Source organism: Streptomyces sp. NPDC030814, from assembly GCF_055572155.1.
This window is the reverse complement of record NZ_JBVIDX010000012.1, coordinates 134959-151429: the sequence shown is the minus strand read 5'-3', so window position 1 is coordinate 151429 and position 16471 is coordinate 134959. Positions and strand designations below refer to the sequence as shown.

At 69.0% G+C, this 16471-nt stretch carries 14 protein-coding genes; all 14 read left to right on the top strand.

Translation table 11 applies throughout. From position 1 onward, the window contains the following. The first annotated feature begins 321 nt into the window (after positions 1-321). Genes ACZ43N_RS25125 through nuoN form a run of 14 tightly spaced genes read left to right on the top strand, consistent with a single transcriptional unit; the run spans position 322 to position 16383 of the window. The gene (locus ACZ43N_RS25125; RefSeq protein WP_009310323.1) at positions 322-681 is read left to right on the top strand and encodes an NADH-quinone oxidoreductase subunit A; all 360 of its coding nucleotides are present in this window, start codon (positions 322-324) and stop codon (positions 679-681) included. Positions 682-696: 15 nt separating this feature from the next. Continuing rightward, positions 697-1251 carry a NuoB/complex I 20 kDa subunit family protein gene (locus tag ACZ43N_RS25120; protein WP_003998928.1) on the top strand — a complete coding sequence of 185 codons (555 nt, stop codon included), beginning with the start codon at positions 697-699 and terminating at the stop codon, positions 1249-1251. Then, the gene (locus tag ACZ43N_RS25115) at positions 1248-1991 is read left to right on the top strand and encodes an NADH-quinone oxidoreductase subunit C (protein WP_468100513.1); all 744 of its coding nucleotides are present in this window, start codon (positions 1248-1250) and stop codon (positions 1989-1991) included. Before ACZ43N_RS25120 ends, ACZ43N_RS25115 begins: the two co-directional genes overlap by 4 nt. Next, positions 1988-3328 (top strand): NADH-quinone oxidoreductase subunit D, encoded by a 1341-nt coding sequence (locus ACZ43N_RS25110; RefSeq protein ID WP_468100512.1) that lies wholly within the window; start codon positions 1988-1990, stop codon positions 3326-3328. Before ACZ43N_RS25115 ends, ACZ43N_RS25110 begins: the two co-directional genes overlap by 4 nt. 29 nt (positions 3329-3357) lie before the next feature. Then, on the top strand, positions 3358-4188 hold the full coding sequence (nuoE, locus tag ACZ43N_RS25105; RefSeq protein WP_468100698.1) for an NADH-quinone oxidoreductase subunit NuoE: 831 nt from the start codon (positions 3358-3360) through the stop codon (positions 4186-4188). Continuing rightward, the gene (gene nuoF / locus ACZ43N_RS25100) at positions 4188-5543 is read left to right on the top strand and encodes an NADH-quinone oxidoreductase subunit NuoF (protein WP_468100511.1); all 1356 of its coding nucleotides are present in this window, start codon (positions 4188-4190) and stop codon (positions 5541-5543) included. The genes nuoE and nuoF overlap by 1 nt, the downstream gene beginning before the upstream one ends. Further along, entirely contained in the window at positions 5540-8068 is a 2529-nt protein-coding gene (locus ACZ43N_RS25095) for an NADH-quinone oxidoreductase subunit G (RefSeq protein WP_468100510.1), read from the top strand. Before nuoF ends, ACZ43N_RS25095 begins: the two co-directional genes overlap by 4 nt. Beyond that, positions 8065-9429, top strand: a complete 1365-nt coding sequence (gene nuoH, locus ACZ43N_RS25090; RefSeq protein WP_468100509.1) for an NADH-quinone oxidoreductase subunit NuoH — start codon at positions 8065-8067, stop codon at positions 9427-9429. Before ACZ43N_RS25095 ends, nuoH begins: the two co-directional genes overlap by 4 nt. Continuing rightward, positions 9422-10063, top strand: coding sequence for an NADH-quinone oxidoreductase subunit NuoI (nuoI, locus tag ACZ43N_RS25085; protein WP_468100507.1), 642 nt, complete (start codon positions 9422-9424; stop codon positions 10061-10063). Before nuoH ends, nuoI begins: the two co-directional genes overlap by 8 nt. Then, the gene (locus ACZ43N_RS25080; protein WP_468100506.1) at positions 10060-10902 is read left to right on the top strand and encodes an NADH-quinone oxidoreductase subunit J; all 843 of its coding nucleotides are present in this window, start codon (positions 10060-10062) and stop codon (positions 10900-10902) included. The genes nuoI and ACZ43N_RS25080 overlap by 4 nt, the downstream gene beginning before the upstream one ends. Next, positions 10899-11198 (top strand): NADH-quinone oxidoreductase subunit NuoK, encoded by a 300-nt coding sequence (gene nuoK / locus ACZ43N_RS25075; protein ID WP_009310327.1) that lies wholly within the window; start codon positions 10899-10901, stop codon positions 11196-11198. The genes ACZ43N_RS25080 and nuoK overlap by 4 nt, the downstream gene beginning before the upstream one ends. Before the next feature lie 15 nt (positions 11199-11213). Next, positions 11214-13160, top strand: a complete 1947-nt coding sequence (gene nuoL / locus ACZ43N_RS25070) for an NADH-quinone oxidoreductase subunit L (protein ID WP_468100504.1) — start codon at positions 11214-11216, stop codon at positions 13158-13160. A 5-nt stretch (positions 13161-13165) separates the two neighbouring features. Next, positions 13166-14737: an NADH-quinone oxidoreductase subunit M gene (locus ACZ43N_RS25065; RefSeq protein WP_468100503.1), complete on the top strand. Its 1572-nt coding sequence runs from the start codon at positions 13166-13168 to the stop codon at positions 14735-14737. Then, positions 14734-16383 carry an NADH-quinone oxidoreductase subunit NuoN gene (gene nuoN, locus ACZ43N_RS25060; protein ID WP_468100501.1) on the top strand — a complete coding sequence of 550 codons (1650 nt, stop codon included), beginning with the start codon at positions 14734-14736 and terminating at the stop codon, positions 16381-16383. Before ACZ43N_RS25065 ends, nuoN begins: the two co-directional genes overlap by 4 nt. Positions 16384-16471 lie beyond the last annotated feature (88 nt).

Below are 16471 nucleotides of genomic sequence, written 5' to 3'. Positions count from 1 at the left end.
ATATAGAGACGCACCCTCTCACCTGCGATGACGATCGAAATTGTCACTTCTGGTGATCACTCTGGCGCTTCGTGTATGAAGATCGCCGCTCATCCGACTTCATGATCCTTCGTCAGGTGGTGGAGATCACAAACTCGGTGCCGTACCCCGTGTCGCAGATCACAGACCCGCAGGCATAAGATGCGGGGCAGTTGGGCTTGTGACCTGCTTCACATGTTCGCGATCTTCGTCGGGACGGGCGGGGTTCGTGTGACAGGTGGGACGGAGCGCCGGTCCATGCAACCGCCAGCAGTCAGTGCCGACTGAGAGGAGCGAGGAGCGGTGAACGCGTATGCGCCCATCCTCGTACTGGGAGCCCTCGGGGCAGGCTTTGCGATCTTCTCCGTGATCATGGCCACGCTGATCGGCCCGAAGCGCTACAACCGGGCCAAGCTCGAGGCCTACGAGTGCGGAATCGAGCCCACCCCCACGCCGGCCGGCGGCGGGCGTTTCCCCATCAAGTACTACCTGACGGCGATGCTCTTCATCGTCTTCGACATCGAGATCGTCTTCCTCTACCCCTGGGCCGTCACCTTCGACGCCCTGGGTGTTTTCGGGCTCGTGGAGATGCTGCTCTTCGTGCTCACCGTCTTCGTCGCCTACGCGTACGTCTGGCGTCGCGGCGGCCTGGAATGGGACTGAGGGGCCTTTAAGACCATGGGACTCGAAGAAAAACTGCCGAGCGGCTTCCTGCTGACCACCGTCGAGCAGGCCGCGGGCTGGGTACGCAAGGCGTCCGTCTTCCCCGCCACCTTCGGCCTCGCCTGTTGCGCCATCGAGATGATGACCACGGGCGCGGGCCGCTACGACCTGGCGCGCTTCGGCATGGAGGTGTTCCGCGGCTCGCCGCGCCAGGCGGACCTGATGATCGTGGCCGGCCGGGTCAGCCAGAAGATGGCGCCGGTGCTGCGGCAGGTCTACGACCAGATGCCGAACCCGAAGTGGGTGATCTCCATGGGGGTCTGCGCGTCGTCCGGCGGCATGTTCAACAACTACGCGATCGTCCAGGGCGTCGACCACATCGTCCCCGTCGACATCTATCTCCCCGGCTGCCCGCCCCGGCCCGAGATGCTGATGGACGCGATCCTCAAGCTCCACCAGAAGATCCAGACGTCCAAGCTCGGCGTGAACGCGGAGGAAGCGGCCCGCGAGGCCGAGGAAGCCGCGCTCAAGGCACTCCCCACCATCGAGATGAAGGGGCTGCTGCGATGAGCGCCGCGAACGGCAACGGCGGACCCAACCCCGAGAAGGACCTCTCCGCCTCCAACCTTCCCGGCCAGCGCGGCGACGGCGGCGAGGAGATCCGCGTTCAGCGCGGCATGTTCGGCGCCGACAAGGGCGGTGACACCTCCGGCTACGGCGGCCTGGTCCGCTCCATCCGGCTCCCCGGCCCGGCCGTCCGCCCCTACGGCGGCTGGTTCGACGAGGTCGCCGACGAACTGGAGGGTGCCCTGGAGGAACAGGGCCTCGTCCCCGAGAACGTGATCGACCGCACCGTCGTCGACCGCGGGGAGCTCACCTTCCACATCGAGCGCGAGTACCTGCCGACCGTCGCCCGGACCCTCCGCGACGACCCGGCCCTCCGCTTCGAACTGTGCACCGGCGTGAGCGGCGTCCACTACCCCGGCGACAAGGGCCGCGAACTGCACGCCGTCTACCACCTGCGCTCGATCACCCACAACCGGCTGATCCGCCTGGAGGTCTCGGCGCCCGACGCCGACCCGCACATCCCGTCGCTCGTCCCCGTCTACCCGACCAACGACTGGCACGAGCGCGAGACGTACGACTTCTTCGGCATCGTCTTCGACGGCCACCCCGCGCTTACGCGGATCATGATGCCGGACGACTGGCAGGGCTTCCCGCAGCGCAAGGACTATCCCCTCGGCGGCATCCCCGTCGAGTACAAGGGCGCCCAGATCCCGGCTCCGGACCAGCGGAGGTCGTACTCATGAGCACGCAGCACGCATCCTCCGAGTCCGCGGCCTCGGCACGCGAGACCACCGAGGGCACCGTCTACACGGTCACCGGCGGCGACTGGGACGAGGTCGCCGAGACCGCGACGAGGTCCGACGACGAGCGCATCATCGTCAACATGGGCCCCCAGCACCCGTCCACCCACGGCGTGCTCCGGCTCATCCTGGAGATCGACGGCGAGACCGTCACCGAGGCCCGCTGCGGCATCGGCTACCTCCACACCGGCATCGAGAAGAACCTCGAATACCGGACGTGGACGCAGGGCACCACGTTCGTGACGCGCATGGACTACCTGACGCCGTTCTTCAACGAGACGGCGTACTGCCTCGCGGTCGAGAAGCTCCTCGGCATCGAGGACCAGATCCCCGACCGCGCCTCGATCATCCGGGTGCTCCTGATGGAGCTGAACCGGCTCTCCTCCCACCTGGTGTGCATCGCCACCGGCGGCATGGAGCTGGGCGCCACCACGATCATGATCTACGGCTTTCGTGATCGTGAACTCATTCTCGACATCTACGAGCTCATCACCGGCCTGCGCATGAACCACGCGTACATCCGGCCCGGCGGACTCGCCCAGGACCTGCCGCCCGGCGCGGTGGACCAGATCCGCGAGTTCGTGAAGAAGATGAAGAAGAACCTCCCCGAATACGACAAGCTCGCCACCGGGAACCCCATCTTCAAGGCCCGAATGCAGGACGTCGGCTACCTCGACCTGGCCGGCTGCATGGCCCTCGGCGCCACCGGCCCGATCCTCCGCTCCGCCGGCCTCCCGCACGACCTGCGCAAGGCACAGCCGTACTGCGGCTACGAGACGTACGACTTCGACGTCCCGACCGCCGACACCTGCGACTCCTACGGCCGCTTCCTGATCCGGCTCGAAGAGATGCGCCAGTCCCTCAGGATCGTCGAGCAGTGCCTGGACCGGCTGCAGCCGGGCCCGGTCATGGTCGGCGACAAGAAGATCGCCTGGCCCGCCCAGCTCGCCCTCGGACCGGACGGGCTCGGCAACTCCCTGGACCACATCAAGAAGATCATGGGCACCTCCATGGAGGCCCTGATCCACCACTTCAAGCTGGTGACCGAGGGCTTCCGCGTCCCGCCGGGACAGGCGTACGCGGCGGTCGAGTCACCCAAGGGCGAACTCGGGGTGCACGCCGTGTCCGACGGAGGCACCCGCCCCTTCCGGGTCCACTTCCGCGACCCGTCCTTCACCAACCTGCAGACCATGGCGGCGATGTGCGAGGGCGGCCAGGTCGCCGACGTCATCGTCGCCGTCGCGTCCATCGACCCCGTGATGGGAGGCGTCGACCGGTGACCACCACCCCCGACGGCGTCAGCCTGGGCATGCCCCAGCTGCCCGCGCCCGACTACCCGGACGACGTTCGAGCCCGGCTGGAGCGGGACGCGGCCGACGTCATCGCCCGCTACCCCGACTCCCGGTCCGCCCTGCTGCCGCTGCTGCACCTCGTGCAGGCCGAGGAGGGCCACGTCACCCGCACCGGCATGCGGTTCTGCGCCGACGTGCTGGGCCTGACCACGGCCGAGGTCACCGCCGTCGCCACCTTCTACACCATGTACCGCCGCAAGCCGAGCGGCGACTACCAGGTGGGCGTCTGCACCAACACCCTGTGCGCGGTGATGGGCGGCGACGCGATCTTCGAGGCGCTCCAGGAGCACCTGAGCGTCGGCAACGGCGAGACCACCGACGACGGCAAGGTCACCCTGGAGCACATCGAGTGCAACGCGGCCTGCGACTTCGCGCCGGTCGTGATGGTCAACTGGGAGTTCTTCGACAACCAGACCGTCGACAGCGCCAAGCGGCTCGTGGACGACCTGCGGGCCGGCGTGCAGGTCGAGCCCACGCGCGGGGCGCCGCTGTGCACCTTCAAGGAGACGGCGCGCATCCTCGCCGGCTTCCCCGACGAGCGGCCCGGGGCCGTCGAGGCCAGCGGCGGTGCCGGACCCGCGTCGCTGGTGGGCCTCCGCCTGGCGAAGGGAGAGGCCGGAACCGCGCGCGTGGTCCACCCGCGGGACGGCGGCCCGCACGACGAGCCGCAGGACAAGGTGCACGAGCCGTCACCGGGCGAGCACCTCAGCTCGCACGACGCGCCGCAGGAGACATCGGCCTCCGACCCGGCCCACCCAGCAGGGCCTACCGCCGAGGAGGGGGAGTGATGACGTTGGCACCCGAGATCAAGGGCACCAGCCCCGAGAAGCTGCTCGCACCCGTGCTGTCGGCCTTCTGGGACGAGGACAGGTCCTGGACGCTGGACGTCTACCGACGTCACGACGGCTACGAGGGACTCCGCAAGGCGCTCGCCATGACGCCGGACGACCTCATTGCGTACGTCAAGGAATCCGGACTGCGCGGTCGCGGCGGCGCAGGCTTCCCCACCGGAATGAAATGGCAGTTCATTCCGCAGGGCGACGGAAAGCCGCACTACCTGGTGGTCAACGCCGACGAGTCGGAGCCGGGGACCTGCAAGGACATCCCGCTCCTGTTCGCCAACCCGCACAGCCTCATCGAAGGCATGATCATCGCGTGCTACGCCATTCGGTCCTCGCACGCCTTCATCTATCTGCGGGGTGAAGTCGTCCCCGTCCTGCGGCGGTTGCACGAGGCCGTCCGTGAGGCCTACGAGGCGGGCTTCCTCGGCGAGAACATCCTGGGCAGCGGACTCGACCTCGACATCACCGTGCACGCGGGCGCGGGCGCGTACATCTGCGGTGAGGAGACCGCACTGCTCGACTCGCTCGAAGGCCGCCGTGGTCAACCGCGACTGCGTCCCCCCTTCCCCGCCGTGGAAGGCCTCTACGCCTGTCCCACTGTGGTGAACAACGTCGAGTCGATCGCGTCGGTTCCCGCAATCCTGCACCGGGGCAAGGAATGGTTCCGGTCGATGGGCAGCGAGAAGTCCCCCGGCTTCACGCTCTACTCGCTCAGCGGCCATGTCGCCAGCCCAGGCCAGTACGAGGCCCCCCTCGGCGTCACCCTGCGCCAGCTGCTGGAGATGAGCGGCGGCATGCGGCCCGGACACCGCCTCAAGTTCTGGACGCCGGGCGGCTCCTCGACCCCGATGTTCACCGACGAGCACCTCGACGTCCCCCTCGACTACGAAGGAGTGGGCGCCGCGGGTTCCATGCTCGGCACGAAGGCACTCCAGTGCTTCGACGAGACCACCTGCGTCGTACGGGCCGTCACCCGCTGGACCGAGTTCTACGCCCACGAGTCCTGCGGCAAGTGCACCCCCTGCCGCGAAGGCACGTACTGGCTCGTGCAGTTGCTGCGTGACATCGAGGCCGGCAAGGGCGTCATGAGCGACCTCGACAAGCTGAACGACATCGCCGACAACATCAACGGCAAATCGTTCTGCGCCCTCGGCGACGGCGCCGCCTCACCGATCTTCTCCTCCCTGAAGTACTTCCGCGAGGAGTACGAGGACCACATCAAGGGCCGGGGCTGCCCCTTCGACCCCGCCAAGTCGACCGCCTGGGCCGACAAGGACAAGCACGCGGAGGTGAACGCATGACTGTACTGCCATCCACCAGCGGCTCCGCCGCGGGCCAGCGTCCCTCCGGAGGGGGAGAGGCGGCGGTCCCGCCGGAAGACCTCGTCTCGCTGACCATCGACGGCGTCGACATCAGCGTGCCCAAGGGCACCCTGGTCATCCGGGCCGCCGAACAGCTCGGCATCGAGATCCCCCGCTTCTGCGACCACCCCCTGCTCGACCCGGCGGGCGCCTGCCGCCAGTGCATCGTCGAGGTCGAGGGCCAGCGCAAGCCCATGGCGTCCTGCACGATCACCTGTACGGACGGGATGGTCGTCAGGACTCAACTCACCTCCCCGGTCGCCGAGAAGGCCCAGAAGGGGGTGATGGAGCTCCTGCTCATCAACCACCCGCTGGACTGCCCCGTCTGCGACAAGGGCGGTGAGTGCCCCCTGCAGAACCAGGCCATGTCGCACGGCCAGTCCGAGTCCCGCTTCGAGGGCAGGAAGCGCACCTACGAGAAGCCCGTACCGATCTCCACCCAGGTGCTGCTCGACCGCGAGCGGTGCGTCCTGTGCGCCCGCTGCACCCGCTTCTCCAACCAGGTCGCCGGTGACCCGATGATCGAACTGGTCGAGCGGGGGGCCCTCCAGCAGGTCGGCACCGGCGAGGGCGACCCGTTCGAGTCGTACTTCTCCGGGAACACCATCCAGATCTGCCCGGTGGGCGCGCTGACCTCGGCGGCATACCGGTTCCGCTCCCGGCCCTTCGACCTCGTCTCCTCGCCGTCCGTGTGCGAGCACTGCTCCGGCGGCTGCGCCACCCGCACCGACCACCGGCGCGGCAAGGTCATGCGGCGGCTCGCCGCCGACGACCCCGAGGTCAACGAGGAGTGGATCTGCGACAAGGGACGCTTCGCGTTCCGCTACGCGCAGCGCCCCGACCGGCTGACCACCCCCCTCGTCCGCAACGAGGAGGGCGTCCTGGAACCGGCGTCCTGGCCGGAGGCCCTGGAGGCCGCCGCCCAGGGGTTGCTCGCCGCGCGCGGCAGGGCCGGTGTCCTGACCGGCGGCCGGCTCACCGTCGAGGACGCCTACGCGTACAGCAAGTTCGCGCGCGTGGCGCTCGACACCAACGACATCGACTTCCGCGCCCGCGTGCACAGCGGCGAGGAGGCCGACTTCCTGGCCGCCCGGGTCGCAGGCCGCGGCCACGACCTCGACGGCAAGGGCGTCACCTACGCCTCCCTGGAGAAGGCGCCCGCCGTGCTGCTCGTCGGGTTCGAGGCCGAGGAGGAGGCACCCGGCGTCTTCCTGCGGCTGCGCAAGGCCTGGCGCAAGCGCAAGATGAGGGTGTTCTCGCTGGCCACGCACGCCACCCGGGGCCTGGAGAAGGCCGGCGGGACGCTGCTGCCCGCCGCTCCCGGCACCGAGACCGAGTGGCTGGACGCCCTCGCCGGCGGGGCCGGACTCGAAGGGGACGGCACCGAGGCCGCAGCGGCACTGCGCACCGAGGGCGCGGTGATCGTCGTCGGCGAGCGGCTCGGCGGTGTGGCGGGCGGTCTCACCGCCGCCGTACGGGCCGCCGCCCTGACCGGCGCCCGGCTGGTGTGGATCCCCCGCCGGGCCGGGGAGCGCGGTGCGATCGAGGCCGGTGCGCTGCCGTCGCTGCTGCCGGGCGGACGCCCGGCCACCGATCCACGCGCGCGTGAGGAGATCGCCGCCGCCTGGGGTGTCGCCCAGCTCCCGCTGCGCTACGGCCGCGACACCGGGCAGATCGTCGAGGCCGCCGCCACCGGAGAGCTCGGGGCCCTGGTGGTGGCCGGTGTCGAGGTCGCCGATCTGCCCGATCCGGCACGCGCGCGTGAGGCCCTCTCGGCGGTGGGCTTCCTGGTCTCCCTGGAGCTGCGGCCCAGCGAGGTCACCGACCACGCCGACGTCGTCCTCCCGGTCGCCGCCGTCGCCGAGAAGGCAGGCAGCTTCATCAACTGGGAAGGCCGGGTCCGGCCGTTCGAGGCCGCGCTCAAACCCGACCAGATGACCCGCCGTCTGGCGCCCACCGACGGGCGGGTGCTCCAGATGCTCGCCGACGCCATGGACGTCCACCTCGGGCTGCCCGACCTGCGCACGACGCGCGCGGAGCTGGACCGGCTCGGGGCGTGGGACGGCGCGAGGGCCACCGAGCCCGTGGAGATCGCCACCGGCCTGCCCCGGCCCGCCGTCGGCGAGGCCGTACTGGCCGGGCACCGGCTGCTCCTCGACCAGGGCCGTCTCCAGGACGGCGACGAGGCCCTCGCCGGCACCCGGCACGCCGCACGCGCGCGTGTGTCCGCCGCCACGGCCGCCGAGGCCGGCGTCAAGAACGGTGACGTCCTGGCGGTCACCGGCCCCGCCGGCGTCGTCGAACTCCCGCTGCAGATCACCGACATGCCCGACCGCGTCGTCTGGCTGCCGCTGAACTCGGCCGGCTCGGGCGTCGCCTCCGACACCGGGGCGCTGCCCGGCGCACTCGTCCGCATCGGCCCCGCGACGCTCGCCGCCGAGGCCCCCGAGGAGGTGGAGGCATGAGCGCGTACTACCTCGCCGCTGAAGACCTCTCCATGTTCGGCCGCGACCCCTGGTGGCTGGTCGTCATCAAGGCCGTGTTCTGCTTCGCGTTCCTGATGGTGACCGTGCTGTTCTCCATCGTGTGGGAGCGCAAGGTCGTCGCCTGGATGCAGCTGCGCATCGGCCCCAACCGGCACGGCCCCTGGGGCATGCTCCAGTCGCTCGCCGACGGCATCAAGCTGATGCTCAAGGAAGACGTCATCGTCAAACGCGCGGACAAGGTGGTCTACGTCCTCGCGCCGATCGTCGCGGCCATTCCGGCCTTCATGGCGATCGCGGTGATCCCGTTCGGTCCCGCGGGCAACGAGATCTCGATCTTCGGCCAGCGCACCACGATGCAGCTCACCGACCTGCCGATCGCGATGCTCTACATCCTCGCGGTCGCCTCCGTCGGCATCTACGGCATCGTGCTGGCGGGCTGGAGCTCCGGATCCACCTACCCGCTGCTGGGCGGCCTGCGGTCCTGCGCGCAGATGATCTCCTACGAGATCGCGATGGGTGCCGCGTTCGCCTCGGTGTTCCTCTACTCCGGGTCGATGTCGACGTCGGCGATCGTGGAGGCCCAGCAGGACCGCTGGTACATCGTGCTGCTGCCGGTCTCGTTCGTGATCTACATCGTGACCATGGTCGGCGAGACCAACCGGGCCCCCTTCGACATGCCGGAGTCCGAGGGCGACCTGGTCGGCGGCTTCAACACCGAGTACTCGTCGATCAAGTTCGCGATGTTCATGCTCGCCGAGTACGTGAACATGGTGACGGTCTCGGCGGTGTCGGTGACCCTCTTCCTCGGCGGGTGGCGGGCACCGTGGCCCGTCAGCACCTTCTGGGAGGGCGCCAACCACGGCTGGTGGCCGATGCTCTGGTTCGTGGTGAAGGTGCAGCTGCTGCTGTTCTTCTTCATCTGGCTGCGCGGCACACTCCCGCGCGTCCGCTACGACCAGCTGATGAAGCTCGGCTGGAAGGTCCTCCTCCCGGTCTCCGTGGTCTGGCTGATGCTGGTCGCGACCGTGCGGACCCTGCGCAACGAGAACTACGACTTCGCCCAGATCGCGCTGTACGTCGCCGGTGCCGTCGTCGCGCTGTTCCTGCTGTCGTTCGTCGCGGACATCTTCCGCGAGAAGCGCGCGAGCCAGGACAAGCCCGAAGAACCGGCCGCCTTCGACCCGATGGCCGGCGGATTCCCCGTACCGCCCCTGCCCGGACAGGTCCTCCCGCCGGTGCCGCGCAGGCATCCGCGCCGTGAGCGGGAGCTGATTGTCAGTGGTGGGTCCGATACTGACAGTGACGGATCTTCGAATGGGAGGGAGGCGTCCGATGGCTGATCAGCCCAAGGAGACCAAGCCGGGTTTCCAGAACCCCGTCGCCGGCTTCGGCGTGACCTTCAAGGCCATGTTCAAGAAGCGGCTGACCGAGCAGTACCCGGAACAGGAGAAGACCACCGCCCCGCGGTTCCACGGCCGGCACCAGCTCAACCGCCATCCGGACGGCCTGGAGAAGTGCGTCGGGTGCGAACTGTGCGCCTGGGCCTGCCCTGCCGACGCGATCTACGTGGAGGGCGCGGACAACACGGACGAGGAGCGCTACTCGCCGGGCGAGCGGTACGGCCGCGTCTACCAGATCAACTACGCCCGCTGCATCCTGTGCGGTCTGTGCATCGAGGCGTGCCCCACGCGCGCGCTCACGATGACCAACGAGTTCGAGCTGGCCGACTCCAGTCGCGCCAACCTCATCTACACCAAGGAGCAGCTGCTCGCCGGGCTCGAGGACGGCATGGTCGACACGCCGCACGCGATCTACCCGGGCACCGACGAGCAGGACTACTACCGGGGCCTGGTCACCGAGGCCGCGCCCGGCACCGAGCGGCAGGTCGCCCTCTCCAAGGGCGAGGTGCCGCAGGAGGGCGCGTCCACCTTCGGTGAGGACGAGCCCGCGTCGGAGAAGGTGGTCCGCCGATGACACACCAACTCGCCGCCGCGGCCACCCTTTCCGCCGGCACCTCCACCGGTGAGGCCTTCCAGTTCTGGGTGCTCGGCACCATCGCCGTGATCGGCGCCCTGTGCACCGTGTTCATGAAGAAGGCCGTGCACAGCGCGCTCTGCCTCGCCGGCACCATGATCATCCTGGCGGTGTTCTACCTCGCCAACGGCGCCTACTTCCTGGGCATCGTGCAGATCGTCGTCTACACCGGCGCGATCATGATGCTGTTCCTGTTCGTGGTGATGCTCGTCGGCGTCACCGCGGCGGACTCCCTGAAGGAGACCATCAAGGGGCAGCGCTGGCTGGCCCTGCTGTGCGGCCTCGGCTTCGGCATCCTGCTCATCGCGGGTATCGGCAACGCGGCGCTGACCGAGTTCAACGGCCTCGGCCAGGCGAACTCCGGGGGCAACGTGGAGGGCCTCGCCGCCCTCATCTTCACCGACTACGTGTTCGCCTTCGAGCTCACCGGCGCCCTGCTGATCACGGCCGCCGTCGGCGCCATGGTGCTCACCCACCGCGAGCGCACGGAGCGCGCCAAGACCCAGCGCGAACTGTCCGAGCAGCGCGTCCGCGAGGGCAGGCACCTCCCGCCGCTGCCGGCCCCCGGCGTCTACGCCCGGCACAACGCGGTCGACATCGCGGGCCTGCTGCCCGACGGCACCCCGTCCGAACTGACCGTCAGCAAGACGCTGCGGGACCGCGGCCAGATCCGCGACGTGTCGACCGAGGCGCTCAACGACCTGAAGGCCCTGGAGCAGCGCGCCGAGGACCGTCTGGAGCGCACCAACAGCGGCAACAGCGGGGAGGCATCGAAGTGAATCCCGTCAACTACCTGTATCTCGCCGCCCTGCTGTTCACGATCGGCGCCACCGGCGTCCTGATCAGGCGGAACGCGATCGTGGTGTTCATGTGCGTCGAGCTGATGCTCAACGCCTGCAACCTCGCCCTCGTCGCGTTCTCCCGAATGCACGGCAATCTCGACGGCCAGATCATCGCCTTCTTCACGATGGTCGTCGCCGCCGCGGAGGTCGTGGTCGGACTCGCGATCATCGTGTCGCTGTTCCGTTCCCGCCACTCGGCCTCGGTCGACGACGCCAGCCTGATGAAGCTGTAAGGGGTCGGAAGAATCGTGGAGAACCTGATTGCGCTGCTGATCGCGGCGCCCCTGCTCGGAGCCGCCGTCCTGCTGTGCGGCGGCCGGCGCCTCGACGCCGTCGGCCACTGGATCGGCACCGTCCTCGCCGCCGCCTCGTTCGTCGTCGGTGTCGTCCTCTTCGCCGACATGCTCGGCAAGGACCCCGAACACCGTGCCATGAGCCAGTACCTGTTCAGCTGGATCCCCGTCGAGGGTTTCCAGGCGGACGTCGCCTTCCAGCTCGACCAGCTGTCGATGACGTTCGTGCTGCTGATCACCGGGGTCGGCTCGCTCATCCACGTGTACTCCATCGGATACATGGAGCACGACGAGCGCCGCCGCCGCTTCTTCGGCTATCTGAACCTGTTCCTCGCGGCGATGCTGCTGCTCGTCCTCGCCGACAACTACCTGCTGCTGTACGTCGGCTGGGAGGGCGTCGGTCTCGCCTCCTACCTCCTCATCGGCTTCTGGCAGCACAAGCCCAGCGCCGCCACCGCCGCGAAGAAGGCCTTCCTGGTCAACCGCGTCGGCGACGTGGGCCTGTCCATCGCCATCATGCTGATGTTCACCACCTTCGGGACCTTCGCCTTCGGGCCGGTCCTGGAGTCCGCGGGGGAGACCGGCGAGGGCAAGCTCACCGCCATCGCCCTGATGCTGCTGCTCGCCGCGTGCGGCAAGTCCGCCCAGGTACCGCTGCAGTCCTGGCTCGGGGACGCGATGGAGGGCCCGACCCCGGTCTCGGCCCTCATCCACGCCGCGACCATGGTCACCGCCGGCGTCTACCTGATCGTCCGCTCCGCCGACATCTTCAACGCCGCCCCGGACGCCCAGCTGGTGACCACCGTGGTCGGCGCGGTCACGCTGATGTTCGGTGCGATTGTCGGTTGCGCGAAGGACGACATCAAGAAGGCCCTCGCCGGCTCGACCATGTCGCAGATCGGCTACATGGTGCTCGCCGCGGGCCTCGGACCCATCGGCTACGTCTTCGCGATCATGCACCTGGTGACGCACGGCTTCTTCAAGGCCGGGCTGTTCCTCGGCGCCGGTTCGGTCATGCACGGCATGAACGACGAGGTCGACATGCGCAAGTACGGCGGCCTCCGGAAGTACATGCCGATCACCTTCATCACGTTCGGCCTCGGCTACCTCGCCATCATCGGCTTCCCCGGCCTGTCCGGCTTCTTCTCCAAGGACAAGATCATCGAGGCGGCGTTCGCCAAGGGCGGCACCGAGGGCTGGATCCTCGGCGGCGTGGCCCTGCTGGGCGCGGCCATCACCGCGTTCTACATGACCCGCGTGATGCTGCTGACGTTCTTCGGCGAGGAACGCTGGCGCAACCGGCCGACCGCCTCCCCGGCGGAGCCGGACGTGGAGCCCGCCGCCGAACACCACGGCGCTCACGCGGAACCGCACCCGCACGAGTCGCCCAGGGTCATGACGATCCCGATGATCGTGCTGGCCGTCGGATCGGTCTTCGCGGGCGCGTTCTTCAGCATCGGTGACCGGTTCATCCACTGGCTGGAGCCCGTCACCGGCCACGCGCACGGGCACCCGCCGATCGGCGCGGCGGCGGTCACCGCCTCCACGGTCGCCGTGATGGTCCTCGGCGTCGGCCTCGCCTGGCTCCAGTACGGGCGCCGCCCCGTCCCGGTCGTCGCCCCGCGCGGATCGCTGCTCACCCGTGCCGCCCGCCGCGACCTCCTCCAGGACGACTTCAACCACGTGGTCCTCGTCCGCGGCGGAGAGCACCTGACGCGATCCCTGGTCTACGTCGACCACACCCTGGTCGACGGTGTCGTCAACGGCACCGCGGCCGGCATGGGCGGCCTCTCCGGGCGGCTGCGCCGCATCCAGAACGGCTATGCCCGGTCGTACGCGGTCTCCATGTTCGGCGGCGCTGCGATCCTCATCGCCGCGACCCTGCTGATGAGGGCGGTCTGATACCGATGTCCTTTCCTCTGCTGACAGCGACGGCGGTGCTCCCGGCCCTGGGGGCGATCGCCACGGCCGCCGTACCGGCCGCCCGGCGGACCGCAGCGAAATGGCTGGCGCTGATCGTCTCGCTGGCCACACTCGTACTCGCCGCGGTCGTCCTCGTCCGCTTCGACCCCGACGGCGACCGCTACCAGCTCACCGAATCCCACGCCTGGATCAAGGACTTCGGGGTCCGGTACGACCTGGGCGTGGACGGCATCGCGGTCGCGATGATCGCGCTCACCGCGCTGCTGATCCCGTTCATCATCCTCGCGGGCTGGCACGACGCCGACCCCCTGGAGACAGGCAGCAAGCGGTGGCGGCCCACCCAGGGCTTCTTCGCGCTGATCCTGCTCGTCGAGGCGATGGTGATCATCTCGTTCGAGGCCACCGACGTCTTCGTCTTCTACATCTTCTTCGAAGCCATGCTCATCCCGATGTACTTCCTCATCGGCGGCTTCGGAGACCGTGCCCACGAGCACGGCGAGAAGGCGGCGGCCACCCAGCGGTCGTACGCGGCCGTCAAGTTCCTCCTCTACAACCTGGTCGGCGGCCTGATCATGCTGGCCGCGGTCATCGGCCTGTACGTCGTCGCGGGGACCTTCTCCCTCACGGAGATCGCCGAGGCCCGCGCCAACGGCTCCCTGTCCATGGCGACCAGCACCGAGCGGTGGCTGTTCCTCGGGTTCTTCTTCGCCTTCGCGGTGAAGGCGCCGCTGTGGCCGCTGCACACCTGGCTGCCCAACGCCATGCAGGAGTCCACGACCCCGGTCGCCGTACTGATCACGGCGGTCGTCGACAAGGTCGGCACCTTCGCGATGCTCCGCTTCTGTCTCCAGCTGTTCCCGGAGGCCAGCACGTGGGCGACGCCCGCGATTCTCGTCCTCGCCCTCATCAGCATCATCTACGGGGCGCTGCTCGCGGTCGGCCAGCGCGACATCAAGCGACTGGTCGCCTACGCGTCGATCTCGCACTTCGGGTTCATCATCATGGGCATCTTCGCGATGACCAGCCAGGGCCAGTCGGGCGCGACGCTCTACATGGTCAACCACGGCATCTCCACCGCGGCCCTGATGCTGGTCGCCGGCTTCCTGATCTCCCGGCGCGGATCGCGGCTCATCGCCGACTACGGCGGGGTGCAGAAGGTCGCCCCGGTGCTCGCCGGCACCTTCCTGATCGGGGGTCTCGCCACCCTGTCGCTGCCGGGGCTCGCCCCCTTCGTCAGTGAGTTCCTCGTCCTGGTCGGCACCTTCGCGCGCTACCCGGTCATCGGGATCATCGCCACCGTCGGCATCGTCCTCGCCGCGCTCTACACCCTCGTCCTCTACCAGCGGACGATGACGGGCCCGGTGAAGGCCGAGGTCGAGGGCATGCCCGATCTGAGGGTGCGGGAACTCGTCGTGGTCGCCCCGCTGATCGTTCTGCTGATCTTCCTGGGCGTCTACCCGAAACCGGTCACCGACATCGTCAACCCGGCGGTCAAGCAGACCTTGTCCGACGTAGAGAAGAAGGACCCCCAGCCCGAGGTGGAGGCGGCCAAGTGAGCGCATCAGCCGTCCACAGCCTGTGGACAACGGCGGCCGACCCGATCGACAAGATCGGCGCGCCGGACATCGAATACGGGCAACTGTCGCCCACCTTGATCGTCATCGGGGCGGCGATCCTCGGGGTACTGATCGAGGCCTTCGTCCCCCGCAAGATCCGCTACCACGCTCAGGTCTTCCTGTCCGTCGTCGCGCTCGCCGCCGCCTTCGCCGCGGTGATCGCGCTCGCGGCGGGCGGATACGCCACGACCAAGTCGGGCATCGTCGCGATGGGCGCCGTCGCCGTCGACGGACCGGCCTTGTTCCTCCAGGGCACGATCCTCCTCGCCGGCATCCTCGGCGTCTTCACCTTCGCCGAACGGCGCCTCGACCCCGCCGCGCACGGCAAAAAGGTCGACTCCTTCGCCGCGCAGGCCGCGTCCGTACCCGGCAGCGACAGCGAGAAGGCCGCCGTCAAGGCGGGCTTCACCACCACAGAGGTGTTCCCGCTGCTGCTCTTCGCCATCGGCGGCATGCTGATCTTCCCCGCGGCGAACGACCTGCTGACCCTGTTCATCGCCCTGGAAGTCTTCTCGCTCCCGCTGTACCTGCTGTGCGCCGTGGCCCGCCGCAAGCGGCTCATGTCACAGGAAGCCGCCGTCAAGTACTTCCTCCTCGGCGCCTTCGCCTCCGCCTTCACCCTCTTCGGCATCGCCCTGCTGTACGGCTACGCGGGCTCGGTGAAGTACGGCACGATCGCCCGGGTCGTCGACGGCACCATCGGGGAGGTCACCCCGGCACTCGCCGGCACCATGGGCAACGACGCGCTGCTTCTCATCGGCGCCGCCATGGTCGTCATGGGCCTGCTGTTCAAGGTCGGCGCGGTGCCGTTCCACATGTGGACGCCCGACGTCTACCAGGGCGCGCCCACCCCGGTCACCGGCTTCATGGCCGCGGCCACGAAGGTGGCGGCGTTCGGCGCGCTCCTCAGGCTGCTGTACGTCGTCCTGCCCGGCCTGCGCTGGGACTGGCGGCCGGTCATGTGGGCCGTCGCCATCGTCACCATGCTGGGCGGCGCGATCGTCGCCATCACCCAGACCGACATCAAGCGACTGCTCGCGTACTCGTCGATCGCGCACGCGGGCTTCATCCTCGCCGGTGTCATCGCGACCTCGCCGGACGGCGTCTCCTCGGTGCTGTTCTACCTGGGCGCCTACTCGTTCGTCACGATCGGCGCGTTCGCCGTGGTGACGCTGGTGCGGGACGCGGGCGGCGAGGCGACCCACCTCTCCAAGTGGGCCGGCCTCGGACGCAGGTCACCGCTGGTCGCGGCCGTGTTCGCGGTGTTCCTGCTGGCCTTCGCGGGCATTCCGCTGACCTCCGGGTTCGCGGGCAAGTTCGCCGTGTTCAAGGCGGCCGCGGAGGGCGGCGCGGGCGCGATCGTCGTGGTCGGTGTGATCTCGTCGGCGATCGCCGCGTTCTTCTACATCCGCGTCATCGTGCTGATGTTCTTCAGCGAGCCGCGCCCCGAGGGACCGACGGTCGCCGTGCCGTCACCGCTGACCATGACCGCGATCGGGGTCGGTGTGGCCGTCACGCTCGTCCTGGGCGTGGCGCCGCAGTACTTCCTGGACCTGGCGAGCCAGGCGGGAGTGTTCGTGCGCTGACGCCCGGCTCGGCGGCGAGACGACGACGGGACCCGGCCCTCGGGGGGTCGGGTCCCGCCGTGTGTGTGGCGCGGACTCCGCGGGCTCG